Below are 24,920 nucleotides of genomic sequence, written 5' to 3'. Positions count from 1 at the left end.
GCGTACGACGGTCGGGTTGGGGACCGCTACTTGACCGGCTTCGGCAGCGGGGTCGCGGCGGCGGACTGCGGGGAGGACGGGGAGGAGAAGACCGACGGGGCGTTCATGCCGGCCGTGGGGTCGGCCTTGGCGGGGGTCTCCTCCAGCGGGAGGCCGCCGACGATGCGGATGCCCTCCGCGTCGAGGGCGCGCTTGATGCGCCAGCGCAGCTCGCGCTCGACGCCCAGCTTCTTGCCCGGCATGGTCTTCGCGGAGACCCGGACGGTCATCGAGTCGAGCAGCACCTCGGTCAGGCCCAGCACCTCGACCGGGCCCCACAGGCGCTCGTTCCACGGCTCGTCCTTGGACATCGCCTCGGTCGACTCGATGATCAGCTCGCGGACGCGGTCCAGGTCCTCGGTCGGGCGGACGGTCACGTCGACGCCGGCCGTGGCCCAGCCCTGGCTGAGGTTGCCGATGCGCTTGATCTCGCCGTTGCGGACGTACCAGATCTCGCCGTCCACGCCGCGCAGCTTCGTCACGCGCAGGCCGACCTCGACGACCTCGCCGGACGCCACGCCCGCGTCGATGGAGTCGCCGACGCCGTACTGGTCCTCCAGGATCATGAAGACGCCGGACAGGAAGTCGGTGACCAGGTTGCGCGCGCCGAAACCGATGGCGACACCGGCGACACCGGCGGAGGCGAGCAGCGGCGCCAAGTCGATCTTGAAGGCGCCGAGGATCATCAGCGCGGCGGTGCCGAGGATCAGGAACGAGGCGACCGAGCGCAGGACGGAGCCGATGGCCTCCGAGCGCTGGCGGCGCCGTTCGACATTGACGAGCAGACCGCCCAGGGCCGTGCCCTCGACGGCCTGCGCGGACCGGTTCATGCGGTCTATCAGCTTGGTCAGGGCCTTGCGGACGAGCATCCGCAGGGTCAGGGCGACGATCAGGATCAGGACGATCTTGAGGCCAGTGTTCAGCCAGGTGGCCCAGTTCTGCTCCACCCAGCCGGCGGCGTCCGTGGCGCGTTCGGCCGCCTCGTCCAGGGTCACCGGAACGGACTGCTGGTCGTCGGCGGTCGGTGGCGGCGGGGCGGCGAGCCAGGACAGGGGAGACAAGGGGGGACCTCCAAACAGGCGTACGCAATCCCTCCACACTAACGGGGGCCATGGGGGGAGCCGGGGGCCGTGTGTGCGGGGAGCGTGGGGGCGTGCACGGGGCGTACACGGGGTGTACAAGCGGAGACGGGTGCGGGCCGGGGACGACTCCCTGATGCCCGTGGATGTGGCCGAGAACACCTCGGGGGCTTTCCCGCAACGTGGTGGCGTACGAGGCGGGCATGAGGGGAGACTGGGATCAGTTTCGTCCCGGCGCGAGCCACGCGCCGCCGGCGTCATAGGAGGCACCCGTGCCGCATGTCCTGGTCCTCAACGCGTCGTACGAGCCGCTCGGCGTCGTACCGCTCCGCCGCGCGCTCGTCCTCGTCCTGGAGAACAAGGCACTCTGCCTGGAGGAGTCCGGCGCCTTCCTGCACAGCGAGACCCGTGTGATCGCCGCGCCCAGTGTGGTGCGGCTCAAGCGTTTCGTGCGGGTGCCCTACCGGGGGCCCGTCCCGTTGACCCGCAGAGCTCTGTTCGCCCGCGACGGCGGGCGATGCGCGTACTGCGGTGGCGTCGCAACCAGCGTCGACCACGTCATTCCGCGCAGCCGCGGGGGGACACACGTCTGGGAGAACGTGGTGGCGGCCTGCCGCCGCTGCAACCACCTCAAGGCCGACCGGCACCTGCGCGAACTGGGCTGGCGGCTGCGGCACCAACCCACCCCGCCGGCCGGACTGGCCTGGCGGATCATCGGCACCGGCCATCGCGACCCACGCTGGCTGCCGTATCTCCAGCCCTACGGCGCGGACGACGCCATGGCCCGGATCGACTCGGTCGTCACCGCCCCCCAGCAACAGGGGGTCGTGGCGGCGAGTTGAGCCGGGCCTTTCGCGTCGGGGGGGAACGTACGGAAGTAAGTGGGGCGCACGGGTGTGGCCGCGCGCCCCGGGGCGCTTCCGTGCGCCTCCCGCCCTCGTACGCACGCAGTCAGCGCGCGTCCGGCTCCGGGGCGGCGGCGTCCGGCGCGGTCACGACATATGCCTCCACCGACCACAGCGAGTAGCTGTACGCGGTGGCGCGCGCGTCGCCCTGGATCCGTACGAAACGGGCCTCCGGCGCGTCCGCGTCGAGACGGACCGTCTCCACCCCGCCCCGGCCGCCCTCGACCGTGGCCGCCGTGTGCCAGGAGAGGCCGTCGGCGGAGACCTGGACGCGGTAGCGGGCGGCGTACGCGTCCTGCCAGCGCAGGACGACCCGGCCGACTCGGGCGGGCGCGGCCAGCTCCATCTGCCACCACGCGTCGTCCTCCAGCGGGGAGGACCAGCGGGTGGCGGGGTCGCCGTCCGCGGCGTACGCGGCGGGGAAGTCGGGCGTCTCGTCGCCGGAGGCCGAGATCGTGGCCGTACGGGCCAGATCCGGGCCGCCGGTGCGCGGGAAGACCCGGACCGTCAGGATCTGCTCCTGGCCCGCGAACGACACGGGGACGGCGTACGAGCCCGTCGGCGTGTCCGCGCCCGCCGACACCTCCAGCGGCACCGTGGTGCGCGCGCCGCGCGGCACGACGGCCTCCTTGGCGAGCTCCTTCGGCAGCCGCACCGTGATGCCCTTCGGCGCGCGGACGGCGAGCGGCCCGCGCACCTCGGCCGCGCGCCGCCCCGTCAGGGTGACGTCCACCCGCTGGACCGGGCCGCCGGACTCGGCGTCCGTCCCGGTGCTGCCCAGGGCGAGCCCGGCGCGCGGCTCGTCGGCGAACCACGGCACCAGCGAGCGCACCCGCCCCGGCGTGCCGGTCCACACGATGCGCAGGGCCGTCACGCGCAGCCCCTTCAGGTCCGCCTGGGTCCAGCCGGACGCGGCGAGCGGGGCGATCCGGCGCCAGCCCTCGCCGGGTACCTCCGCCTCCAGGTAGCCGGCGGGCTCGTCGCTCTTCCGGCCCTTGCCGTCGTCCGTGCCCTTGCCGTCGTTCTTCGTGTCCTTCGCGCTGTCCGCAGCGGGCTCGGCGGGCTCCGTCATCACCGTCAGGGTGTCCACCGGCCGGGGGCGGTCGAGGCGCAGGGTGTACGCCTCGTCCGTCGTCCGTACGGTCGTGCCCGGTACGGCGTCCTCGTGCGTGCCGCCGTCCCGGCCCGTACCGGCGCTCGCGGCCTCGTCGCGGCCTCCGGTCGCGTGGTCGTCGCCCCGGCGCCCGGCGGGCTTGCGGTCGGCGCCCGTCCAGGCCGCCGATTCCTTCGCCGCGCGCGCGAGGAACGCGTCCAGGACGCCCTTGCCGACCGTCACCCCGCCCGTCCGCAGCCCGGCGCGCTGCCGCTCCAGCTCCAACTGGGCCCGCCACGCCCCCGTGCCGTCGCCGCGCGCCTGGGCCAGCAGCATGTCGACGGCCGCCTCGCCCGCCGCGCCGTACCGGGCCAGCCGGTCCAGCCACGGCGCGGCCTCGGTGCCGAGCGCGCCGCCCGCCGTGTCCTTCAGGCGTACGGGCGCCTGTCGCATCACGGAGAACGCGGCCCGCAGCTCGCGCCCGGCCTTCTCCCGTACGGCCCCGGCGTCCTCGCCGGTGCGGGCGCGGCCCGCCCAGAAGGCGTCCAGGAGCGGCCGGAGGTAGGCGGATTCGGTGTTCGGGTCGAGGAGCGAGGAGGCGCCGTTGCCGGCGAGGGCGCGCAGCGCCTCGCGGGCGGCCGGGTCGGGGCCGGCGAGGTCGTCGACGGCGGCCCGCCAGGACTCCTCGGGGCGGTAGCCCTTGGCGTTCCAGGCGAAGTCGGCGGTGGTGAACAGCGGCACCCTTGAGGCGGCGGCCTGCTCCATGGCGTTCGCGAGATACCCGGCGGAACCGGCGGCCACGGCCGGCTGGCGGCCGGTCGCCGGGCCGAGGAACAGCCGGTCCTGGGCGTAGTCGTTGACCGGGTAGTTGTCCATGGTGAGCAGCGGGTGGCGCAAGGCGTCGCGCGCCCCGGCCAGTTCGCCGCCGGTGATGGTGCGCGGCACCACCCCGACACCCGTCCACGCGACCTCCACGCGCGCGTCCAGGGCGTCGGCGAGCGCGTCGCGGTAGTCGGTGGACCCGTCCTGGTAGTACTCGGTCGGCATCAGTGACACCGGTGCCGCGCCCGGGTGGCGGGACGCCAGATGGCGGGAGACGGCGTTCGCCACGCGCGCGTGGGCGCGGGCGGCGGCCTCCGGGCCGCGCCCGAAGGTGTCGGCGTCGGCGGAGCAGTGCCACTCGCTGTAGCTGACGTCCTGGAACTGGACCTGGAAGGCGCGCGCCCCGAGCGCCCACATGTCGTCGATCTTCTTCTTCAGGGCCGTCAGGTCGTCGTCCGAGGACAGGCACATGGCCTGGCCGGGGGAGACGGCCCAGGCGAGCGTGACGTGGTTGGCGGTGGCGCGCGCGGCCAGCTCGCGGAAGGCGGTCCGCTCGGCCGCCGGGTAGGGCTCGCGCCACAGCGCGCCGCGGTACGGGTCGTCGCCGGGCGCGTAGAGGTACCGGTTCTGCTTGGTGCGGCCCAGGAAGTCGATCTGGCCGAGCCGCTCGGCGGGCGACCAGGGACGCCCGTAGAAGCCCTCCGTCAGGCCGCGGACGGCGGAGGAGGGCCAGTCGCGGACGGTGACGGCGGGCACGGAACTCCGGGGACCGGAGCCGGTGCGCGTGACGAGCTGACGCAGCGTCTGCACGGCGTGGAAGAGGCCGTCCGCGCCCGCGCCGGCCAGCGCCACCGTGTCCCGGCCCTCGAAGCGGCCGACGGCCAGCCGGTAGCCGCCGGCGGGCAGCTCGCCCCGCTCGGACGCGCCGAGCGCGCGCAGGGCCGCGTCGGCGTCCGGACGGGTGTCGTCACCCAGTCGGAGGACCGGACCGCGCCCGGGCAGCGTTTCGTGCACCGTGCGCACGCCGGAGGCGCGCAGGAGCGCGCGCAGCGCGGAGACGGCGTACGGGTCGGCGCCGGGCGGGGCCAGCAGAGTGACCTCGGAGCCGAGCCGGACCGCCGGGGCGCGAGAGGCGGTGAGCGACTGCGGGCGTGGCCAGACGGGCGGGACGGTGCCCTCGGCCGCCCGGTCGGGGGCGGCGACCGGTGCGAGCGGCGTGGTGGGAGAGGCCGGGGGCGCGGGGGCGAAAGGGGCCGCCGGGGCGGCCTGAGCGGTGCCGGGAACGGCACTTCCGAGCAGCCCGCCGATGATCGCCGCGGCGACGGCTGTCGCGGTCCGCTTGCTGCGCCCGAGGTGCACGCCGGTCTCCTCTCGCTCTCCCCCCTGGATCACAAGTCGGTCACGAGCCCACCACCTGGGCCGACGGAGTGTCAATGCGGCTGGTCGAACTGTCTGGTTTGCCTGGTGTGCTTTCGGCGGGGTGGCACCCTTTCGCCGGATCCCGCCGGTAAAACGGGCAGCGGCGGGTAGGGCTTCCTGTGCTGTCCTGCCCGGCGCCGCTCCGGTGGCGCCGGGCAGTGCCGCGCGTCACCCCGCCCGCGCTGACGAACGAACCGGGAGACCCCGTGACCGCCACCGACCCCGCCGGCACCTCCGCCCCGACCGCCGCCCGCATACACATCCCCGCCCAGGGCCGCCCGCTGACCAGCGAGCCGCCCCTCGCCGACGCCGCCCCGCTCACCAGCGAACCGCCTCTCGTCGAGGCGACCCCCCTCACCAGCGAACCCACCGTCCGTGCCGCGGCGGGCGGTTCGGAGTCCCCCGGAGTGTGACGTGACCCTGGCCCGTCTCGCCGCCCTGCACGGCGTCGCCACCGAGTACGCCCCCTCGGAGGGCGTCACGGTCACCGTGCCCGAGGCCACCGTGGTGGCCGTCCTGCGCGCCCTGGACGTCGACGCGAGCACCCCGCGGGCGCTCGCCGCGGCCCTCGGCGCGGCGGAACGGGCCGCGCGGGACCGGCTGCTGCCGCCCGCCGTCGTGCGCTGGCGCGCCGAACCGAAGGAGCGGAGGGAGCCCACGGATCCGAGGGACCCGAGGGACCCGAAGAAGCCACCGTGGCCGGGAGAGCCGGGCGACGGAGGTCACGGGGACGACGAGAGTGACGGGGGCGACGGAGGCGGGGGCGGGGGCGGCCACGGGGGTGACGCCGGAGACGCTCGTATCACGCCTGGCCCGAGCGGCCCGTACGCCCTCCGCCTGCCGTCCGGCACCCGGATCACCGTCACCACCGAGGACGGCCGCACCGTCACCGGCCGGAACTGGCGCGGCCTCCCGCTCGGCGTGCACCGGCTCACCGCCCAGGCCCCCGACGGCCGCACCGCCACCGCCGCCCTGATCGTCGCCCCCGCGCGCGTACCCGCCCCGCCGGGCCGCTCGTACGGCCTGCTCGTCCAGCTCTACTCGCTGCTGTCCGCCCGTTCCTGGGGCATGGGCGACCTCGGTGACCTGAGCGAGCTGGCCGACTGGGCAGCCCGCACCCACGGCGCCGGATTCGTGCAGGTCAACCCGTTGCACGCGGCTGTGCCCGGGGCGCCCGCCGACCCCTCCCCGTACCGCCCCTCCTCGCGCCGCTTCCCCGACCCCGTCCATCTGCGGATCGAGGACGTGCCCGAGTTCGGGTACGTCGCCCCGGCCCGTCAGGGCGAGCTGGAGCGGATCCTCGCCGACGCCGCCGAGCTGCGCGAACGGGTCCTCGGCAAGGGCGCCCTGATCGACCGGGACGCCGTGTGGGACGTCAAGCGGCGCGCCTTGGAGCTGATCCACACCGTGGAGCTCGGGCCCGGCCGGCGGGCCGCGTACCACGACTTCCTCGCCGAACACGGCCGTGCCCTGGAGGACCACGCCACCTACCAGGCGCTCGCCGAGCGGCACGGCCCGCACTGGCGCCGCTGGCCGGACGGGCTCCGCGACCCGCGCCGGGCCGAGGCGGCCGTCCGCGCCGACGCCGCGCTCGCCGAGCGGGCCGACTTCCACTGCCGGCTGGCCTGGCTGACGGACCAGCAGCTCGCCGCCGCCGCGGCGACCGCCCGGGACGCCGGAATGCCGGTCGGGATCGTGCACGACCTGGCCGTGGGCGTGCACCCCGACGGCTCCGACGCCTGGGCGCAGCAGCACGTCTTCGCCGCCGGCATGTCCGTGGGCGCCCCGCCGGACGCCTTCAACGCGCGCGGACAGGACTGGGGCCTGCCGCCCTGGCGCCCCGACGCGCTCGCCGCCGAGGGCTACGCCCCGTACCGCGGACTGCTGCGCGCCCTGCTGCGGCACGCGGGTGCGCTGCGGATCGACCATGTCATGGGCCTGTTCCGGCTCTGGTGGGTGCCCGAGGGCGGCACGCCGGACCAGGGGACGTACGTGCGCTACGACGCCGAGGCGATGCTCGCCGTCCTCGCCCTGGAGGCCCACCGGGCCGGGGCGGCGGTCGTCGGCGAGGACCTGGGGACGGTCGAGCCGGGGGTACGGGAGGAGCTGGCCCGGCGCGGGGTGCTCGGGACGTCCGTGCTCTGGTTCGAACGGGACTGGGCCGGGGCCGGTGCCGGTGGCATCGCGGGGCGGCCGCTGCGGCCGGAGGAGTGGCGGGCGGACTGCGTGGCCACCGTCACCACCCACGACCTGCCGCCCACCGCCGCCCGGCTGACCGGCAGCCATGTGGCGCTGCGCCACCGGCTGGGCCTGGCCGGCGGCGACGTGGCCCGCGAACGGGTCCGGGACGCGGCCGAGACCGCCGAGTGGCTGGGGCTGCTGACCCGGCTCGGGTACCTGCCGGAGGGGCCGGGCGACGAGGCGGCCGAGATCCGCGCGTTCCACCGCTTCCTCGCGGCGACCCCGGCCCGGCTGGTCGGGGTGTGGCTGCCGGACGCGGTGGGCGACCGCCGGCCGCAGAATCTGCCGGGGACCTGGGACGCGTACCCGAACTGGCGCCTGCCCCTCGCGGACCCCGAAGGACAGCCGCTGACCCTGGAGGAACTGGCCTCCTCGCTCCGGGCGCACGACCTGCTGAGGGGGCTCGCGGAGCGCTTCGGGGCTCATACGGCACCCCCGGGCGCGCGACCCGTTTAGGTGTTCGCTACTTTTGCACCGTGGACAAGAAGAACGCCCTGCGCGCCGGTGCCGTCGCGGCCGGTACGACGCTGATGATGCTGCTCATGTCGTCTCCCGCGCTCGCGAACACCCGCGACGACGGCGACGACCCGGCCCCGAAGCTGTCGGTCATCGAGACGCTCGGCCTGTACGTGGCCGCGCCGATCGTGCTGTTCCTGGTCATCGCCGGCCTGGTGATGGTGCTCGACAAGTCCAGGAAGCAGGCGTAAGCCCCACTCGATTCCGTAGCGCCAGGGCGCCGCGAGGTACATCCGTACCGCGCGGCGCCCTCGTGTGTCTTCAGCCGCTCTCCGAGCGGTGTCAGCCCGTGGTGGCGAGCAGCTTGCGCAACAGCCCGGCCAGCTGCTGAGCCTCCTCCGGCGTGAGCGCCGAGTCCACCGCCTCGCGCTGCCGGACGAGACCGGCGGCGACGGCCTGGTCGACCAGGTTCCGGGCCTCCTCGGTGAGGGTGACCCGCAGCCCGCGCCGGTCGTTCGGGTCGGGGCTGCGCGTGATCAGCCCGGCCCGCTCCAGCTTGTCGAGCCGGCCCGTCATCCCGCCCGTCGTGATCATCAGCGTCGACGTCAGTTCGCGCGGGGAGAGCGTGTACGGCGCGCCCGAGCGGCGCAGAGTGGCGAGGACGTCGAACTCGCCGAGCGACATGCCGCCGTACTGCTTGTACGCCTTGCCGACCTCCTCGCGGATGGCGGCCGAGAGCCGGTGGATCCGGCCGTAGACGGCCATCGGCAGCGTCTCGAGATCCGGGCGGACGGCGGCCCACTGGTCGGTGATGGCGTCGACGGCGTCGTGCTCCGGGCCGGGACCGCGGGCGGGCGTGGTGTTCTCCATGACCTCAGTCTCCCCTCTCGATGAGTCGATGACAAGAAAGCCACTTGCAAGTGAGTAGCTTAGTGCTAAGTTAATTACTGCCAAGCCGAACGGTGAGGCGGCGGGGCGGCCCGACCGCCGCGTACCGCACCGCACGAGCCGTGCACCGCACGCCGCCGCACCGCAGCCGTATCCCAGGGGGGAAACCTGTCATGTCCAGCAAGGTCGCCACCGTCGCCCTGACCGCCCTGGCCCCGATCTCCTGGGGCTCCACCTACTTCGTCACCACGGAGTTCCTGCCGGCCGACCGGCCGCTGTTCACGGGCCTGATGCGGGCCCTGCCCGCCGGACTCCTGCTCCTCGCCCTCACCCGAAAACTCCCCAGCGGGGCCTGGTGGTGGAAATCGCTGGTCCTCGGCGCACTGAACATCGGCGCCTTCTTCCCGCTCCTCTTCCTCGCCGCCTACCGGCTGCCCGGCGGCATCGCCGCCGTCGTCGGCTCGGTCGGCCCGCTCCTGGTCGTCGGCCTCGCGGCCCTCTTCCTGGGCGACAAGCCCACCCTGAAGTCCCTGCTCACCGCCATCGGAGCGGCGTTCGGCGTCAGTCTCGTCGTCCTCAAGGCGGGAGCCGCGTTCGACACGGTCGGCGTGATCGCCGGTCTGCTCTCCGCGCTGTCGATGTCCGCCGGCACCGTCTTCACCAAGCGCTGGGGCCGTCCCGAGGGGGTCGGCGCGCTCGCCCTCACCGGCTGGCAGCTCACCGCGGGCGGCCTGGTCATCCTGCCCATCGCCTTCGTGATCGAGGGCGCCCCGCCGGCCCTCACCGGCACCAACCTGGCCGGCTACGCCTACCTCGCCTTCGGCAACACCGCGATCTCCTACTTCCTCTGGTTCCGCGGCATCGAGCGGCTGAGCGCCTCCTCGGTCACCCTGCTCGGCCCGCTCTCCCCGATCACCGCCGCCGTCATCGGCTGGGCCGCGCTCGGTCAGGCCCTCGGCCCGGTCCAGATCGCCGGCATGCTGATCGCCTTCGGCGCCACCCTGGCCGGCCAGCTGTCGCCCCGTACCCCCGCCGCTCCAAAGGGCCCGCGGGGAACGAAGGGCGCGACGGACGCGACGGACGCGAAGGGCACGCGGGACCCGCGGGGCGCGAAGAGCGTGACGGGCGGCGAGCGCCCGAACGGCTCAAAGGGCACGGAGCAGCGTGCGCGGGCCGTACGGGCCGCGGAGGGCGCGCGGTAGCGAGCCGGTGGGGAAACGTTCAGTCCAGCTGAAGAAAACGCTCACGAAGTATCGATGGACCTGGTGGTTTCGGCGGTGCGACGGTAGGTGTATGAGCCCGACCGCAGCCGAGAGCACGACCACCACCGAGAGGCCGGCGTCCGCGGGGATCATCCCGAAGGGCGCCGGCCTCGGTGTGCTGCTCGCCCTGCTCGCGACGGTCGTCTGGTCCGGCAGCTTCGTCGTCGCCCGGGCCCTGCACGAGACCGTCCCGCCCATCCAGAACGCCTTCTGGCGCTGGATCATCGCGATCGTCGTCGTCGCGCCCTTCGCCGCCCGGGCCGCCTGGCGCAAGCGCCGGCTCATCCGGCGGCACCTCGGCTATCTCGTCCTCGCCTCGCTGCTCGGCATCTCGCTCTACAACACCCTGGTCAACCAGGCCGGACTCACCACCCCCGCCACCAACATGGGCATGATCATGGCGGCCTCGCCGGTCCTCATGGCGGTGTACGAGCGGATCACCGGCACCCCGCTCGGCGTCCGCCGGATCACCGGCATGCTCATCGCCTGCGCCGGCGTCCTGCTCCTCGTCGGCCGGGGCGGCTTCCCCACCAACTTCGGCGCGGGCGACCTGTGGATGTTCGGGGCCGCCGTCGCCTTCGCCGCGTACAGCGTCCTGCTCAAGCACTGCCCGGCCGAGGTGGGCGGCGCGGTCTTCCTCCTCGTCACCTTCCTGCTCGGCGCGCTGATGCTGCTGCCGGAGTACGTGGCCAGCCTCGTCGTCCAGGGCGGCTTCGCCTTCGTCCCCGAGACCGTCGGCCCGCTCGTCTACGTCGGCGTCTTCTCCTCCGCCGTCGCCTTCTTCGCCTGGAACCACTCCATCTCCCTCATCGGCGCCGCCCGGGCCGGGGTCGTCTACTACCTCCAGCCCGTCTGCGTCGCCCTGCTCTCCTTCGCCCTGCTCGGCGAGACGCTCGGACTGCTCGGAGTGGCCTGCATGGCGCTCATCATCGGTGGAGTGGCGCTCAGTTCCGCCCGATAGGTTGCCGTTCATGACCGAGTGGGACATAAAAAAGCTCCGGATCCTACGCACTCTGCGTGATCGCGGCACCGTCACCGCCACCGCCGAGGCGCTGCGCATGACCCCCTCGGCCGTCTCCCAGCAACTCGCCAACCTCTCCCGGCAACTCGGCGTGCAGCTCCTGGAGGCACACGGCCGCCGGGTCCGGCTGACCGAGGCCGCGCACCTGGTCCTGCGGCACGCCGAGGCCGTCTTCGCCCAGCTGGAGCGTGCCGAGGCCGAACTCGACGGGCTGGTGCGGGGCGAGGCGGGGCGGGTCCGGGTCGCCGCGTTCTCGACCGCCGTGCCCGCGCTCGTCGTCCCCGCCGTGCAGACCCTGCGCACCGCCCACCCCGGGCTCGACGTCCAGGTCCGCGAGGCCGAGGCGGCTGAGTCGTACGACCTGCTCGCCGCCGGCGAGGCCGACCTGGCGCTCTCGCTCGCGGCCCACGCGCCGACCGCCCGGGACCCGCAGTTCAGCCGCGTTCCGCTGCTCGCCGACCCGCTCGACGTCGCCCTGCCCGTCCGGCACGCGCTGGCCGAGGAACCCGGGCTGCGGCTGGCCGACCTGTCCGCCGAGCCGTGGATCTTCGGAAGTTCCGGGCCCTGGTCGGAGATCACCACCGCCGCCTGCGAGGCCGCCGGGTTCGTGCCGGAACGGGCGCACAGCGCCGCCGACTGGACCGCGATCCTCGCCCTGGTCGAGGCCGGGATGGGCGTCGCCCTGGTGCCCCGGATGGCCGCCGCGGAACGGCGTACGGGGGTGGGCTCGGGCGTCGTCATGCGGGTGCTCTCCGCCGACCAGCCGCGCCGGCATGTCGTCGCGGCGGTACGGCGCGGGGCCGAGGACGGGCCGGGGGTGGCGCGGGTCCTCGCGGCGCTGCGGCAGGCGGCCGTACGGCGCGAGACGCTACAGCGAGCCGCCGGGACGGGGGAGGTGCGGCCGGTGGAGACCGGGCGGGGGGACGACCGTCCGGGCGCGACCGTTCAGCGGGACTGAAAAGACCTGTCGAAAACATTCGATGGACCTGCGGGAGGGCGGACGGCACAGTCGAACACATGAGCCTCGACGACAGCGCAGCCGCCCAGGAGTACGACCAGGACCCGCACGCCAACGACGCCGCGCCCTACGGCGGTGGCGACCCGTACGCCGACTACCGCGCCGGCGACTTCCCGTTCACCGAGCTCGTGGACCTCGCCGACCGCCGCCTCGGCGCCGGCGTCGTCGCCGCCAACGACGAGTTCTTCGCCGAGCGCGAGAACCTGCTGGTGCGCGAGCGCGCCGTCTTCGACCCGGAGCGCTTCGGCCACAAGGGCAAGATCATGGACGGCTGGGAGACCCGCCGCCGCCGGGGCGCCGACGCCGAGCACCCGTTCCCCGCGCCCGAGGAACACGACTGGGCGATCGTCCGCCTCGGCGCGCCCGGTGTCGTCCGCGGGATCATCGTCGACACCGCCCACTTCCGCGGCAACTACCCGCAGCGCGTCAGCATCCAGGCCACCGCCGTCGAGGGCAGCCCGAGCCCCGCCGAACTCCTTGAGGCCAAGTGGGAGGAGCTGCTGCCGCCGACGCCGGTGCGCGGCCACGCCGCCAACGGCTTCGCGATCACCGCCGAACGCCGCTACACCCACCTCCGGGTCTGCCAGCACCCCGACGGCGGCATCGCCCGTCTGCGCGTGCACGGCGAGGTCGTGCCCGACCCCGCGTGGCTGGACGTCCTCGGCACCCTCGACCTGGTCTCCGTACTCAACGGCGGCGTGTACGAGGACGCCTCGGACCGCTTCTACTCCTCGCCCACCCAGATCATCCTGCCCGGCACCTCCCGCAAGATGGACGACGGCTGGGAGAACCGCCGCCGCCGGGTGCGCGGCACGAACGACTGGGTGCGCTTCCGGCTCGCCGCGCAGGGCGCCGTCCGCGCGGTCGAGATCGACACCGCGTACCTCAAGGGCAACAGCGCCGGCTGGATCGGGCTCCAGGGGCGCGACGGCGAGACGGGGGAGTGGTTCGAGATCCTGCCGCGCACCCGCCTCCAGCCCGACACCCCGCACCGCTTCCGGCTCGATGCGGCGGCCGTCGTCACGCACGTGCGCCTCGACGCGTTCCCGGACGGCGGCGTCGCCCGGATGCGGCTGCACGGCAGCCTGACGGAGGCGGGCGCGGCGGAGCTGCGCGAGACGTACGCGCGCCTGACCGACTGACGGCCGGCATAGGCCCGGACGCGGGACAGCGATGCGGGCATAGTCCCGAACGCGAGGCAGTGATCCGGGCATAGTCCCGAACGCGGGACAGGGGTCCAGGCATATGCCTGGACCCCTGTCCTTTTAACGCGTCTCGCGCGTCTCGCGCGTCCTATGCCGCGTGACGGATCAGGCCGCGGCCGCGTCCGCCGCCTGCGCCTTCAGCGCGCGCTCGATGCCCGCGCGGCACTCCGTCACCATGCGGCGCAGCGCCGGAACCGGCTGGTGCTCGGCGATCCAGGCGTCCGTCGCGTCCAGCGTCTCCTGGGAGACCTGGAGCGTCGGGTAGAGGCCGACCACGATCTGCTGCACCATCTCGTGGCTGCGGGTCTCGGAGACCTGCTTGATGGAGGCGAAGTACTTCGCCGTGTACGGGGCGAGCAGCTCGCGCTGGTCGGTCTGCACGAAGCCGCCGATGACGGCCTCCTGCACGGCGTTCGCCAGCGCGTCGCTCTCCACGACCGACGCCCACGCCTCGGCCTTGGCGGCCTCGGTGGGGCGGGCCGCGCGGGCCGTCGCGGCGTGCCGCTCGCCCGCCGCCGTACGGTCGCGCTCCAGCTCGGCCGCGATCTCCGGCTCGTCGAACCGGCCGGTCGCCGCGAGCCGCTGGACGAGGGACCAGCGCAGCTCGGCGTCCACGGCCAGGCCCTCGACGCTCGCGGAGCCGTCGAGCAGCGCCGTGAGCAGGTCGAGGTCGGCGTCCTCGCGGGCGGTCGCCGCGAAGGCCCGCGCCCACGCCAGCTGGTGGTCGCTGCCCGCCTTGGCGGCGCGCAGCTGCTCGAGCGCGAAGGCGCCCCAGCGGGCCAGGCCCTCGGCCCGCCACTCCGGCGCCGCGTACAGCTCGATCGCCAGCTTGGTCTGCGAGTGGAGCGACTGGACCACGCCGATGTCGGTCTCCTTGGCGATGCCGGAGAGGACCAGGGCCAGGTAGTCGCGGGTGGCCAGCTCGCCGTCGCGGGTCATGTCCCAGGCCGAGGCCCAGCACAGCGCGCGCGGCAGCGACTCGGTGAAGTCGCCGAGGTGCTCGGTGACGTTCTGCAGCGACACCTCGTCGAGGCGGACCTTGGCATAGGACAGGTCGTCGTCGTTGAGGAGCACGACCGCCGGCCGCTGGCGGCCGATCAGCTGCGGGACGGCCGTCAGCTCGGCCGCCTCGATGTCCAGCTCCAGGCGCTCGGTGCGGACCAGCTTGCCGGCCTCGTCGAGGTCGTAGAAGCCGATGGCGATCCGGTGCGGGCGCAGCACGGCCTCGCCCTTCGCGCCGGCCGGGAGCGCCGGGGCCTCCTGGCGGACGGCGAAGGCGGTCAGCGCGCCGTTCTCGTCGGTCTCCAGCTCGGGCCGCAGGATGTTGATGCCCGCGGTCTCCAGCCACGCCTTCGACCAGGCCTTGAGGTCACGGCCGGAGGTCTCCTCCAGCGCGCCCAGCAGGTCGGCGAGGCGGGTGTTGCCGTACGCGTGGCGCTTGAAGTACGCCTGCACGCCCTGGAAGAACTCGTCCTGCCCGACGTACGCCACCAGCTGCTTGAGCACCGAGGCGCCCTTCGCGTAGGTGATGCCGTCGAAGTTGACGAGCACGTCCTCCAGGTCGTTGATGTCCGCCATGATCGGGTGCGTGGAGGGCAGCTGGTCCTGGCGGTAGGCCCAGGTCTTCTCCGCGTTGGCGAAGGTGGTCCAGGCGTTGGGCCAGCGGGTGCCCTCGACGGAGGCCTGGCAGGCGACCGAGGTGAAGGTGGCGAACGACTCGTTCAGCCACAGGTCGTTCCACCACTCCATGGTGACCAGGTCGCCGAACCACATGTGCGCCAGCTCGTGCAGGATCGTCTCGGCACGGCGCTCGTACGCCGCGTCCGTCACCTTCGAGCGGAACACGTACTGGTCGCGGATGGTCACCGCGCCCGCGTTCTCCATCGCGCCCGCGTTGAACTCCGGCACGAAGAGCTGGTCGTACTTGGCGAACGGGTAGTCGTAGTCGAACTTCTCCTGGAACCAGTCGAAGCCCTGCCGGGTGACGTCGAAGATGTGGTCGGCGTCGAGGTACTCGGCCAGCGACGGGCGGCAGTAGATGCCCAGCGGCACGACCTGGCCGTTCTTGCCCTCGTAGGTGGAGTGCACCGAGTGGTACGGGCCGGCGATCAGGGCCGTGATGTACGTGGAGATGCGCGGCGTCGGCGCGAACTCCCACACGCCGTCCTTCGGCTCCGGCGTCGGGCTGTTGGAGTTCACGGTCCAGCCCTCGGGCGCCTTCACGGTGAACCGGAAGGTCGCCTTCAGGTCGGGCTGCTCGAAGGAGGCGAAGACGCGGCGGGCGTCCGGCACCTCGAACTGCGTGTACAGGTACACCTCGCCGTCGACCGGGTCGACGAAACGGTGCAGGCCCTCACCGGTGTTGGTGTACGCGCAGTCGGCGACGACCGTCAGCTCGTTGGCGCCCTGCTTGAGGTGCGCGAGCGCGATCCGGGAGTCCCGGAAGACGGCGGCCACGTCGAGGGAGTGCCCATTGAGCACCACCTCGTGAACGGCGGGGGCGACGAGATCGATGAACGTCTCGGCGCCGGCCTCGGCGGAATCGAAACGGACGGTGGTGACGGACCGGTAGGTGCCGCCCTCCCGCGCACCGGTGAGGTCGAGGTCGACCTCGTACGCGTCCACGGTCAGCAGCTTCGCCCGCTGCTGCGCCTCTTCACGGGTCAGGTTTGTGCCAGGCACCCGGTCAACTCCTCGGTTTCGTGATGTTTGGCCCATCCTTCCACGGGGCCGACCGGGGGCGCACGGAACATTTCCCAGGGCGAACACGCAGGGTGTGCGGGGGAGCGGACGCGCGCGTACGCGGGAACGCGGGAACGCGAAAGGGCGGCCACCCCGACGGGGGTGGCCGCCCTTCGTGCCTCCGGCCGGCGTCAGCCCTTCAGCTCGGCCGCGACCAGCTCCGCGATCTGCACGGCGTTGAGCGCCGCGCCCTTGCGCAGGTTGTCGTTGGAGACGAACAGCGCCAGGCCGTTCTCCACGGTCTCGTCGACCCGGATGCGGCCCACGTACGAGGAGTCCTTGCCGGCCGCCTGCAGCGGGGTCGGGATCTCGGACAGCTCGACGCCCTCGGCGTCCCGCAGCAGCTCGTAGGCGCGCTCGACGCTGATCGGACGCGCGAAGCGGGCGTTGACCTGGAGCGAGTGGCCGGAGAAGACCGGGACGCGCACGCAGGTGCCGGAGACCTTGAGCTCCGGGATCTCCAGGATCTTGCGGGACTCGTTGCGGAGCTTCTGCTCCTCGTCGGTCTCGTGCGAGCCGTCGTCGACCAGGCTGCCGGCGAGCGGGAGCACGTTGAAGGCGATCGGGCGGCGGTAGACGCCGGGCTCCGGGAAGGCCACGGCCTCGCCGTCGTGGGTCAGCTCGGCCGCCCGCTCGGCGACGGCCTTGACCTGGCCGTCCAGCTCGGCGACACCGGCCAGGCCGGAGCCGGAGACGGCCTGGTAGGTGGTGGCGACCAGGGCGGTGAGCTCCGCCTCCTGGTGCAGCGGCTTGAGCACCGGCATGGCGGCCATGGTGGTGCAGTTCGGGTTGGCGATGATGCCCTTGGGGCGGTCCTTGATCGCGTGCGGGTTCACCTCGGACACCACCAGCGGGACCTCGGGGTCGCGGCGCCAGGCGGAGGAGTTGTCGATCACGACCGCGCCCTGCGCGGCGACCTTCTCGGCCAGCGCCTTGGAGGTGGCGCCGCCGGCCGAGAACAGCACGATGTCCAGACCCGTGTAGTCGGCGGTGCCGGCGTCCTCGACGGTGACGCCGTCCAGGACCGTGCCGGCGGAGCGGGCGGACGCGAAGAGCCGCAGCTCCGTGACCGGGAAATCGCGCTCGGCCAGGATCCTGCGCATGACTGTGCCGACCTGACCGGTGGCTCCGACGATTCCGACCTTCACGGGGACTCCTCCGTAGGGATGTGCAGGTGATGCGGGTGATGCCGCTTCCATGATGCGTATGTCCCCGTATCGCTTGTCCAATCCATTGTCCAAGGAGCGGACGTCCCCGGCACGGCGGGGCAGCCGCCGCAGCCGTGCGCGGAGCCGGCGGCCCGGTCCGGCCGCCTGGGTGCTCGGAGGACGGGGTCCGCTCTTTCCCGGCTGGGAGGCGGGAAACGGTCGACACGCCACCGTCAGCGCCCAGCGAAGGGCCGTGTCCGCGACGGCGGCGTCGGGCCGGCCTGACGTAGGTCCGGAGTGCGGGGTTCCGAAGGTGCCCCGCGGGTGGTGCCGGCCGGGTCCGTGAGGGTCGGCGATCACCTCACGCCAGGGGCGACAGGGCCCTAACCTCGGTGGATGAGAACCGAGTTGCGGGTGGCGGCCTACGCCGTGTGCGTACGTGACGGGGCGATACTCCTGGCCCGCTGGGTGGCACCCCACGGGGTCAAGCGGTGGACGCTGCCTGGCGGCGGCATGGACCATGGCGAGGATCCGGTCGAGACCGTCGTGCGCGAGGTCGAGGAGGAGACCGGGTACGCGGCCGAGCCCACCACGCTGCTCGGCATCGACTCCATCCGCCGCTCGTGGCCGCGCCGGCTCGGCGCCGCCGGGGACTGGCAGGGGCTGCGCATCGTGTACGAGGCGCGGATCACCGGCGGCGAGCTGCGGCCCGAGACGAACGGTTCCACCGACCTCGCCGCCTGGCACCCGCTCGACGCGGTGCCCGCCCTCGACCGGGTCGCGCTCGTCGACGTCGGCCTCCAGCTCTGGCGCGACCGGCCGCCGCTGGGCCATTCCCCGCTCTCCGATCCGGCGAACGGCTGAAAACGGCTCAACCGTCGCGAACGTCCTCAACCCCGTACGCCTTCCCGTGGTCCTGTCCCAGCGAGCACCACTGATCGCCCGATCACCCACGATCACGGGAGCCCGTATGCACGCCGTCCGCGTCCTCCGTACCGCCGTCGCCGCCGCCCTCGCGGCCGGCCTCGCCACCACCGCGCTCGCCGTCCCGGCCATGGCCGCGGCGCCGACGCCCGCCCGGCCCGCCCCGGCGGCGCACGCGGCCACCCAGCAGTCCCTGGACACGGCCGTCGCCGAGGGCGTGCCCGGAGCGCTCGCGGCGGCCCGCGACGGCAAGGGCCGCTGGGCCGGCACCGCGGGCGAGCGCGGGGCCGACGACCGCTTCCGGGTCGGCTCCCTCACCAAGACCTTCACCGCCACCGTGCTGCTCCAGCTCCAGGCCGAGGGCCGGATCGACCTCGACGACACGGTGGAGAAGTGGCTGCCCGGGGTCGTCCGCGGGCAGGGCAACGACGGGCGCAAGGTGACGGTGCGCCAGCTGCTCGACCACACCAGCGGCGTCTACAGCTACACCGCCGACAAGGGCTTCCAGAAGCAGGTCTTCGGCCCGGGATTCCTCGAGAGCCGCTACGACACCTGGACCGACGAGCAGCTCGTCGCCGTCGCGATGCGCCACAAGCCCGACTTCGCCCCCGGGACGGACTGGAACTACTCGAACACCAACTTCGTGCTGGCCGGCATGATCATCGAGAAGGTGACCGGCCACACGTACGAGAACGAGGTCGAACAGCGGATCATCAAGCCGCTCGGGCTGCGTGCCACCCGTGTTCCCGGCACCGATCCCCGGATGCCGGGGCCGCACTCCGGGGCGTACTCCAAGCTCAGCGAGAAGACCGACGGCCCGACCTACGAGGTGAGCGAGCTGAACCCGAGCATCGCCGGGGCGGCGGGCGAGGTGATCTCCAGCGCCGGCGACCTCCAGACGTTCTACCGCGCCCTGCTCACCGGCCGGCTGCTGCCGCCCGCCGCGCTGAAGGAGATGAAGGACACGGTCGCCACCGAACTGAGCCCGAAGGACCGCTACGGCCTCGGGCTCATGCGCACGGAACTGAGCTGCGGCACCGTCGTCTGGGGCCACAGCGGCGGCATCCACGGCTCCCACACCGAGGCCCGGGTCACCGAGGACGGCCGGCACTCGCTCGCGGCCAACTTCAACGCCGACTGGACGGGCGACATCGGCGCCCCGGTCGAGGCCGAGTTCTGCGGTACGAACGCCAAGCCCGACAAGGCCGCGAAGACCGCCAAGGCCACCATGGCCGACTCGCTCGCCGCCTTCGGCGTGAAGAACTGACACGTCGGCCGGTCAGCGGGGCAGGACGACCACGTGGGCGGCCGGCGGCCGGTCCGCCGCGGCCATCAGGGCCGTACGGACCACGGTCGCCTGCTGGTCCCTCGCCTCGCGCAGCCCCCGCGGTCCGAGCCGGACGACCGTGATGCCCAGCCGCTCCAGATGCTCGCGCTTGCGGGTGTACGCGGTGTCCAGGGCGTCCTCGTCCCGCCGGGCCGCCCGGGTGTCCAGCTCGACCGCCACGGCCTGCACCGGCCAGTAGGCGTCCAGGGCACCCAGGTGCGGGCCGCCCGGCAGCCGCAGGTCCACGTTCCACAGCGGCTCCGGCAGCCCGCAGCCGCGCACCATCGCGTACAGCCGCCGCTCGGCGACGGCCCGGCCCTCGGTGAGCAGCGCGTCCACGGCGTCCGCCACGTGCGGCCGGCCGAGCAGCCGGGCCCGGCTCAGCTCCCGTACCACCACCCCCGGTTCGCAGTAGCCGCCGCCGACCGCCTCGGTGAGCAGCCGACGCGCCGTGGCCGCGTCGGCCGGTTCGGCCACCGCGTCGGCGAGCGCCCGTTCCACCGGCGCCACCGGCAGCCCGTCGATCTCGACCGGCAGCGGCGGCCGGGCCGTGCGCACCACCCGGATCCGGTCGGTGGAGCGCGGCCGCCGGGTGCGCGGGACGAGCACGTCGACCCGTTCGACCAGGTCAGGCGGGGGAGCGGTGGCGAGTCGGTGCAGGGACAGGGCGGCGAGCCCGGTGAGCATCGCCTCGCCGCGGACGTGACGGACGGCCGCCCGGAACCGGTCCATGCCGGTCTCCGTGCCGGTGGGGATGTCGTAGTTCATGACGACGGTCTTCCGTCATAGGCCGGAGGGGTAACCGTCGTTTCCTATTCGTTGCCCAATCCGGACAACTCCGCCCTAAAGAAAAGGCGTTCGAGTGCCGACATAGAACGGCCCCTGACGGACAAACCTTCGCCAGGGGCCGCTCTCACACGTCATATGCCACTACGGCGCGACCACGCGCGCGTAGGGACACCGCGCGTCCTCACACCGCGCGCGCGTCGCACTCCTGCGCCCGCAGGGCGCGCGCCAGGTCGTCGCGCGCCTCCAGGACGAGCCGGCGCAGCGCGGGCGCCGCGTCCGCGTGCTCCGCGAGCCACGCGTCCGTCGCCGCCATGGTCTCGGGCCGGTCCTGGAGCCCCGGGAACAGGCCGCGCACCACGTCCATGCCGATCTGGATGGACCGCTCCGCCCAGATGCGCTCGATGACCGCGAAGTACTTCTCCGCGTACGGCGCGATCAGCTCGCGCTGCGAGGGCCGCGTGAAGCCGGCGATCGTCGCCTCCACCAGCGCGTTGGAGAGCTGGTCCGACTCCACGACCTGCGCCCACGCCTGCGCCTTGACGGCCTTCGACGGGCGGGCGGCCAGGCAGCGCACCTGGTGCCGCTTGCCGGTCGCCGTGTCGTCCAGGGCCAGCTCCGCGCCGATCCGGTCCTCGTCGGCCCGCCCGTGCGTGGCCAGCGGTTCCAGGAACGCCCAGCGCAGCTCCTGGTCCACCTCCAGGCCGTCGATCGCGGCCGAGCCGTCGAGCAGCCCCTCCAGGAGCTGGAAGTCGGCGTCCGACCCGGCCACGGCGGCCAGGAAGCGCGCCCAGGTCAGCTGGTGCTCGCTGCCCGGCGCGGCGGTCCGCAGCTCGCGCAGCCCGCCCTCGGCGAGCAGCCGCCCGCCCTCGGCGCGCCACTCCGGCGCGGCGTAGTGGGTGACGGCGCTCTGCGCCCAGGCGTGCACCATCTGCAGGACGCCGATGTCGGTCTCGCGGCCCGCGAACTCCAGCACCACGCGCACGAAGTCGCGGGCCGGCATCAGGCCGTCGCGGGTCAGGTTCCACAGCGCCGACCAGCACAGCGCGCGGGCCAGCGGGTCGGTGATGTCGCCGAGGTGGCCGCGCAGGGTGGCCAGCGACTCCTCGTCGAAGCGGACCTTGCAGTAGGTGAGGTCGTCGTCGTTGACCAGGACCAGGTCGGGCCGCTCGGCACCGGCCAGCTCGGCCACCACCGTACGGGCGCCGGTGACGTCGGCCTCCGCGCGCGCGTAACGCACGAGAGCGCCGTCGGTCAGCCGGTACAGGCCCACGGCGGCGCGGTGCGGGCGCAGCTCGTCGCCCTCCTGGAGGACGGCGAGCTCGGTGATCCGGCCCTCGGCGTCATAGGTGACGGCGGGGGTGAGGGAGTTGACGCCCGAGGTCTGCAGCCAGGACTTCGACCAGGCCTTCATGTCCCGGCCGGAGGTCTCCTCCAGGACGGTCAGCAGGTCGGCGAGGCGGGTGTTGCCGTACGCGTGGCGCTTGAAGTAGCGGCGCGCGCCCTCCAGGAACGCGTCCCGTCCGGCATAGGCCACGAGCTGCTTGAGCACCGAGGCGCCCTTGGCGTACGTGATGCCGTCGAAGTTGAGCTTGGCGTCCTCCAGGTCACGGATGTCGGCCGTGATCGGGTGGGTGGACGGCAGCTGGTCGGCCCGGTACGCCCACGCCTTGCGGTTGTTGGCGAAGGTCACCCAGCTGTTGGTGAAGCGGGTGGCCTCGGCCAGCGAGAAGGAGCCCATGAAGTCGGCGAACGACTCCTTCAGCCACAGGTCGTCCCACCACACCATGGTGACCAGGTCGCCGAACCACATGTGGGCCATCTCGTGCAGGATCACGTTGGCCCGGCGCTCGTACGCCGCCTGCGTGACCTTGCCGCGGTAGATGTACTCCTCGCGGAAGGTGACGATGCCCGGGTTCTCCATCGCGCCGAGGTTGTACTCGGGGACGAAGGCCTGGTCGTACTTGCCGAAGGGGTACGGGTAGTCGAAGTTCTCGTGGAAGAAGTCGAGACCCTGCTTGGTGACCAGGAAGACGTCGTCCGCGTCGAAGTGCTTCGCGAGACCCTTGCGGCACATCGCGCCGAGCGGGATCTCCAGCTCGGTGCCGTCGCCGAGCACGCGCGTGTAGGAGTCCGTGACGTAGTGGTACGGACCGGCCACCACACAGGTGATGTACGTGGAGATCGGCGCCGTCTCGGCGAACCGCCACACGCCGTCGGCGCCCTGCTCGCCCGCGCCGTTCGACCAGACCGTCCAGCCCTCGGGCGCGGTCACCTCGAAGCGGTACGGGGCCTTGAGGTCGGGCTGCTCGAAGTTGGCGAACACCCGGCGGGCGTCGGCCGGCTCGTACTGCGTGTAGAGGTAGACCTCGCCGTCCTCCGGGTCGACGAAGCGGTGCATGCCCTCGCCGGTGCGGCTGTAGGCGCACTGGGCATCGACGACCAGCACGTTCTCGTCGGCGAGGCCGTCGAGCGCGATCCGGGTGCCGTCGAAGACGACCGCCGGGTCGAGGGCGCGGCCGTTGAGGGTGACCGCGTCCACGGAGGGCGCGATCAGGTCGACGAAGGTGGAGTCGCCTTCACCCGTACGACGGAACCGCAGCGTCGTCACCGAACGGAAGGTACGGACGTCCCGCGCGGACTCGCCGACCGCCGAACGCAGGTCGAGGGCGACCTCGTATCCGTCGACGGACAGCAGCCCGGCGCGCGCCTGGGCCTCGTCGCGGGTCAGATTCTCACCGGGCACCGGCACTCCTTCGTCGTGCGTTCGAAACAGGACCGATCCTGCCATGCGTCCCGCGTGGCCAGAAGGCGGGCACCGGGAATGCGGCCGGGCGCGGCGGCGTTCCGTCAGGTCGGGCACACCGCCGCACCGCCGCCGCCGACCGCCTTTGAGGAGACGCATGTCCGAGAACGCGACCACCGCCGAATTCTTCTTCGACCCGCTGTGCCCGTGGGCCTGGCTGACCTCCCGCTGGATGCTGGAGGTGGAGAAGGTCCGCCCCGTCCACGTGCGCTGGAAGGTCATGAGCCTCGCCGTCCTCAACGAGGACAAGCTCGACGACATGCCCCCGCAGTACCGCGAGATGATGGAGACCCAGGCGTGGGGCCCGGTGCGGGTCGTCATCGCCGCCCGGGAGCTGCACGGCGACGAGGTCGTCGGCCCGCTCTACACCGCGCTCGGCACCCGCTTCCACGTCAACGGCGAGGGCCCGACCCGCGAGGCCATCGAGGGCGCGCTGGCGGACGTCGGCCTGCCGGCCGAGCTCATCGAGTACGCCGACAAGGACACGTACGACAAGGAGCTGCGCGCCTCCCACAAGGAGGGCATCGACAAGGTGGGCCAGGAGGTCGGCACCCCGGTCATCTCGGTGCCCGGCGCCGACGGCGAGGAGGTCGCCTTCTTCGGCCCGGTCGTCACCCCGACCCCGCGCGGCGACGCGGCGGCCCGGCTGTGGGACGGCACCCTGCTGGTGGCGTCGACCCCCGGCTTCTACGAGATCAAGCGCACCCGCACGGCTGCGCCGAGCTTCGAGTAGCCCCGGCGGCCGGCGGCCGGCCGGCCACAGAGGAACCCCCGTGATTCACGTCATCACGGGGGTTTCCTCCTTTCACCGCCTGCCCGGTGAAGGGTGAAAAGACGATCACGAGCAGGACGTCGTGTCCCCGGCAGGGGCCCGGCGCCGGGCCCCTGCCGGGAGGCGGTTCAGAAGGAGATCAGCGGCACCGAGGCCTTGGCCGCCTGGTAACGCCGGCTGACGTCCTGCCAGTTCACGACCTGCCACATGGCCTCGATGAAGTCGACCTTCTGGTTCTTGTACTGGAGGTAGAAGGCGTGCTCCCAGGCGTCGAAGACCAGGACCGGTACCGAGCCCTGGCCCACGTTGCCCTGGTGGTCGTAGACCTGCTCGACGATCAGACGGCCGCTGACCGGCTCGTAGGCGAGGACGCCCCAGCCGGAACCCTGGGTGGTCGCGGCGGCCTTGGTCAGCTGGTTCTTGAACCCGGCGAAGGAGCCGAAGGACTCGGTGATCGCGTCCGCGAGCTCACCGACGCCGTCGGCTGCCAGCGGCTCGCCGCCGCCCCCGTCCTTCGGGCTGTTCATGTTGTTCCAGTAGATGGAGTGGAGGATGTGGCCGGAGAGGTGGAACGCCAGGTTCTTCTCCAGCCCGTTGAGGGACGCCCACTGCTCCTTGTCGCGGGCTTCCGCCAGCTGCTCCAGGGTGTCGTTCGCGCCCTTGACGTAGGCGGCGTGGTGCTTGTCGTGGTGCAACTCGATGATCTGCGGGTTGATCACCGGTTCCAGTGCCGCGTAGTCGTACGGCAGTTCCGGGAGCGTGTAGACGGCCATGGTGCCCAGCCCTTCGACTGACTGAATGCTTATTGCAACCTATATGCAAGTGCAGCTTAAGGGTAGGTGCGACAGGTGTGGATCAGTCCTTGGTCCTAGTACTGCAACCGCATCTGGGGTGTGTGGCCTCGGCGTTTGTAGTGGGAGCGTCGGGCTCGGGCCTGGCTGCGTCTGCGGAAGCGTGACCAGTGCAG

Annotated in this window: 19 protein-coding genes; 11 read left to right on the top strand and 8 right to left on the bottom strand. The window is 73.0% G+C overall.

Going from position 1 to position 24,920, the window contains the following annotated elements:
* Positions 1-26 precede the first annotated feature (26 nt).
* Entirely contained in the window at positions 27-1,091 is a 1,065-nt protein-coding gene (locus tag ABZ693_RS10460) for a mechanosensitive ion channel family protein (RefSeq protein ID WP_359875521.1), read from the bottom strand.
* Positions 1,092-1,390: 299 nt separating this feature from the next.
* On the opposite strand from ABZ693_RS10460, the gene ABZ693_RS10455 reads away from it, so the two are divergent.
* On the top strand, positions 1,391-1,960 hold the full coding sequence (locus tag ABZ693_RS10455) for an HNH endonuclease (protein WP_359875396.1): 570 nt from the start codon (positions 1,391-1,393) through the stop codon (positions 1,958-1,960).
* A 109-nt stretch (positions 1,961-2,069) separates the two neighbouring features.
* Here ABZ693_RS10455 and ABZ693_RS10450 read toward each other — a convergent pair whose 3' ends face one another.
* Positions 2,070-5,297: a glycoside hydrolase family 84 protein gene (locus tag ABZ693_RS10450; protein WP_359875395.1), complete on the bottom strand. Its 3,228-nt coding sequence runs from the start codon at positions 5,295-5,297 to the stop codon at positions 2,070-2,072.
* A 266-nt stretch (positions 5,298-5,563) separates the two neighbouring features.
* Between ABZ693_RS10450 and ABZ693_RS10445 the strand changes: the two genes are divergently transcribed.
* The 3 genes from ABZ693_RS10445 to ABZ693_RS10435 are packed head-to-tail and all read left to right on the top strand — an operon-like array spanning position 5,564 to position 8,305.
* The gene (locus tag ABZ693_RS10445; RefSeq protein ID WP_435842389.1) at positions 5,564-5,770 is read left to right on the top strand and encodes a hypothetical protein; all 207 of its coding nucleotides are present in this window, start codon (positions 5,564-5,566) and stop codon (positions 5,768-5,770) included.
* 1 nt (position 5,771) lies between these two features.
* Positions 5,772-8,054 carry a 4-alpha-glucanotransferase gene (malQ, locus tag ABZ693_RS10440; RefSeq protein ID WP_359875394.1) on the top strand — a complete coding sequence of 761 codons (2,283 nt, stop codon included), beginning with the start codon at positions 5,772-5,774 and terminating at the stop codon, positions 8,052-8,054.
* 20 nt (positions 8,055-8,074) lie between these two features.
* Positions 8,075-8,305, top strand: a complete 231-nt coding sequence (locus tag ABZ693_RS10435; RefSeq protein ID WP_359875393.1) for a hypothetical protein — start codon at positions 8,075-8,077, stop codon at positions 8,303-8,305.
* Between the two features lie 91 nt (positions 8,306-8,396).
* On the opposite strand, the gene ABZ693_RS10430 is transcribed toward ABZ693_RS10435, so the two are convergent.
* On the bottom strand, positions 8,397-8,924 hold the full coding sequence (locus ABZ693_RS10430) for a MarR family winged helix-turn-helix transcriptional regulator (RefSeq protein ID WP_359875392.1): 528 nt from the start codon (positions 8,922-8,924) through the stop codon (positions 8,397-8,399).
* A 191-nt stretch (positions 8,925-9,115) separates the two neighbouring features.
* Between ABZ693_RS10430 and ABZ693_RS10425 the strand changes: the two genes are divergently transcribed.
* The 4 genes from ABZ693_RS10425 (at position 9,116) to alc (ending at position 13,385) form a co-directional block, all read left to right on the top strand.
* The gene (locus ABZ693_RS10425) at positions 9,116-10,144 is read left to right on the top strand and encodes an EamA family transporter (protein ID WP_359875391.1); all 1,029 of its coding nucleotides are present in this window, start codon (positions 9,116-9,118) and stop codon (positions 10,142-10,144) included.
* A gap of 91 nt (positions 10,145-10,235) precedes the next feature.
* The gene (locus ABZ693_RS10420) at positions 10,236-11,165 is read left to right on the top strand and encodes a DMT family transporter (protein ID WP_359875390.1); all 930 of its coding nucleotides are present in this window, start codon (positions 10,236-10,238) and stop codon (positions 11,163-11,165) included.
* A gap of 10 nt (positions 11,166-11,175) precedes the next feature.
* Positions 11,176-12,183 (top strand): LysR family transcriptional regulator, encoded by a 1,008-nt coding sequence (locus ABZ693_RS10415; protein WP_359875389.1) that lies wholly within the window; start codon positions 11,176-11,178, stop codon positions 12,181-12,183.
* A gap of 59 nt (positions 12,184-12,242) precedes the next feature.
* Positions 12,243-13,385 carry an allantoicase gene (gene alc, locus ABZ693_RS10410; protein WP_359875388.1) on the top strand — a complete coding sequence of 381 codons (1,143 nt, stop codon included), beginning with the start codon at positions 12,243-12,245 and terminating at the stop codon, positions 13,383-13,385.
* Positions 13,386-13,553: 168 nt separating this feature from the next.
* Here alc and pepN (ABZ693_RS10405) read toward each other — a convergent pair whose 3' ends face one another.
* The gene (gene pepN, locus ABZ693_RS10405; RefSeq protein ID WP_359875387.1) at positions 13,554-16,130 is read right to left on the bottom strand and encodes an aminopeptidase N; all 2,577 of its coding nucleotides are present in this window, start codon (positions 16,128-16,130) and stop codon (positions 13,554-13,556) included.
* A gap of 191 nt (positions 16,131-16,321) precedes the next feature.
* On the bottom strand, positions 16,322-17,338 hold the full coding sequence (locus tag ABZ693_RS10400; protein WP_359875386.1) for an aspartate-semialdehyde dehydrogenase: 1,017 nt from the start codon (positions 17,336-17,338) through the stop codon (positions 16,322-16,324).
* Positions 17,339-17,734: 396 nt separating this feature from the next.
* On the opposite strand from ABZ693_RS10400, the gene ABZ693_RS10395 reads away from it, so the two are divergent.
* Both ABZ693_RS10395 and ABZ693_RS10390 read left to right on the top strand, forming a co-directional pair.
* A complete protein-coding gene (locus ABZ693_RS10395; protein WP_359875385.1) occupies positions 17,735-18,202 on the top strand; it encodes an NUDIX hydrolase in 468 nt (155 codons plus the stop codon).
* Between the two features lie 106 nt (positions 18,203-18,308).
* Positions 18,309-19,529, top strand: coding sequence for a serine hydrolase domain-containing protein (locus ABZ693_RS10390; protein ID WP_359875384.1), 1,221 nt, complete (start codon positions 18,309-18,311; stop codon positions 19,527-19,529).
* Positions 19,530-19,541: 12 nt separating this feature from the next.
* Here ABZ693_RS10390 and ABZ693_RS10385 read toward each other — a convergent pair whose 3' ends face one another.
* Entirely contained in the window at positions 19,542-20,357 is an 816-nt protein-coding gene (locus ABZ693_RS10385; RefSeq protein WP_435842388.1) for a hypothetical protein, read from the bottom strand.
* A gap of 202 nt (positions 20,358-20,559) precedes the next feature.
* Positions 20,560-23,121, bottom strand: a complete 2,562-nt coding sequence (pepN, locus tag ABZ693_RS10380) for an aminopeptidase N (RefSeq protein ID WP_359875383.1) — start codon at positions 23,119-23,121, stop codon at positions 20,560-20,562.
* 157 nt (positions 23,122-23,278) lie between these two features.
* Here pepN (ABZ693_RS10380) and ABZ693_RS10375 point away from each other — a divergent pair, with 157 nt between their 5' ends.
* Positions 23,279-23,914 (top strand): mycothiol-dependent nitroreductase Rv2466c family protein, encoded by a 636-nt coding sequence (locus ABZ693_RS10375; RefSeq protein ID WP_359875382.1) that lies wholly within the window; start codon positions 23,279-23,281, stop codon positions 23,912-23,914.
* Between the two features lie 167 nt (positions 23,915-24,081).
* On the opposite strand, the gene ABZ693_RS10370 is transcribed toward ABZ693_RS10375, so the two are convergent.
* Positions 24,082-24,726 (bottom strand): superoxide dismutase, encoded by a 645-nt coding sequence (locus ABZ693_RS10370; protein ID WP_359875381.1) that lies wholly within the window; start codon positions 24,724-24,726, stop codon positions 24,082-24,084.
* Positions 24,727-24,920: the final 194 nt, after the last annotated feature.

This window comes from Streptomyces laurentii (assembly GCF_040635425.1).
Classification (GTDB): Bacteria; Actinomycetota; Actinomycetes; order Streptomycetales; family Streptomycetaceae; genus Streptomyces; species Streptomyces laurentii.
The sequence above is the reverse complement of the archived record's forward strand: the minus strand, read 5'-3'. Positions and strand labels throughout refer to the sequence as shown.

Excerpts from the sequence above, each read along its gene's own strand:
- ABZ693_RS10430 (WP_359875392.1), bottom strand. The coding sequence starts at position 8,924 with ATGGAGAACACCACGCCCGCCCGCGGTCCCGGCCCGGAGCACGACGCC.
- ABZ693_RS10425 (WP_359875391.1), top strand. The coding sequence starts at position 9,116 with ATGTCCAGCAAGGTCGCCACCGTCGCCCTGACCGCCCTGGCCCCGATC.
- ABZ693_RS10420 (WP_359875390.1), top strand. The coding sequence starts at position 10,236 with ATGAGCCCGACCGCAGCCGAGAGCACGACCACCACCGAGAGGCCGGCG.
- ABZ693_RS10415 (WP_359875389.1), top strand. The coding sequence starts at position 11,176 with ATGACCGAGTGGGACATAAAAAAGCTCCGGATCCTACGCACTCTGCGT.
- alc (WP_359875388.1), top strand. The coding sequence starts at position 12,243 with ATGAGCCTCGACGACAGCGCAGCCGCCCAGGAGTACGACCAGGACCCG.
- ABZ693_RS10395 (WP_359875385.1), top strand. The coding sequence starts at position 17,735 with ATGAGAACCGAGTTGCGGGTGGCGGCCTACGCCGTGTGCGTACGTGAC.
- ABZ693_RS10390 (WP_359875384.1), top strand. The coding sequence starts at position 18,309 with ATGCACGCCGTCCGCGTCCTCCGTACCGCCGTCGCCGCCGCCCTCGCG.
- ABZ693_RS10385 (WP_435842388.1), bottom strand. The coding sequence starts at position 20,357 with ATGAACTACGACATCCCCACCGGCACGGAGACCGGCATGGACCGGTTC.
- ABZ693_RS10375 (WP_359875382.1), top strand. The coding sequence starts at position 23,279 with ATGTCCGAGAACGCGACCACCGCCGAATTCTTCTTCGACCCGCTGTGC.
- ABZ693_RS10370 (WP_359875381.1), bottom strand. The coding sequence starts at position 24,726 with ATGGCCGTCTACACGCTCCCGGAACTGCCGTACGACTACGCGGCACTG.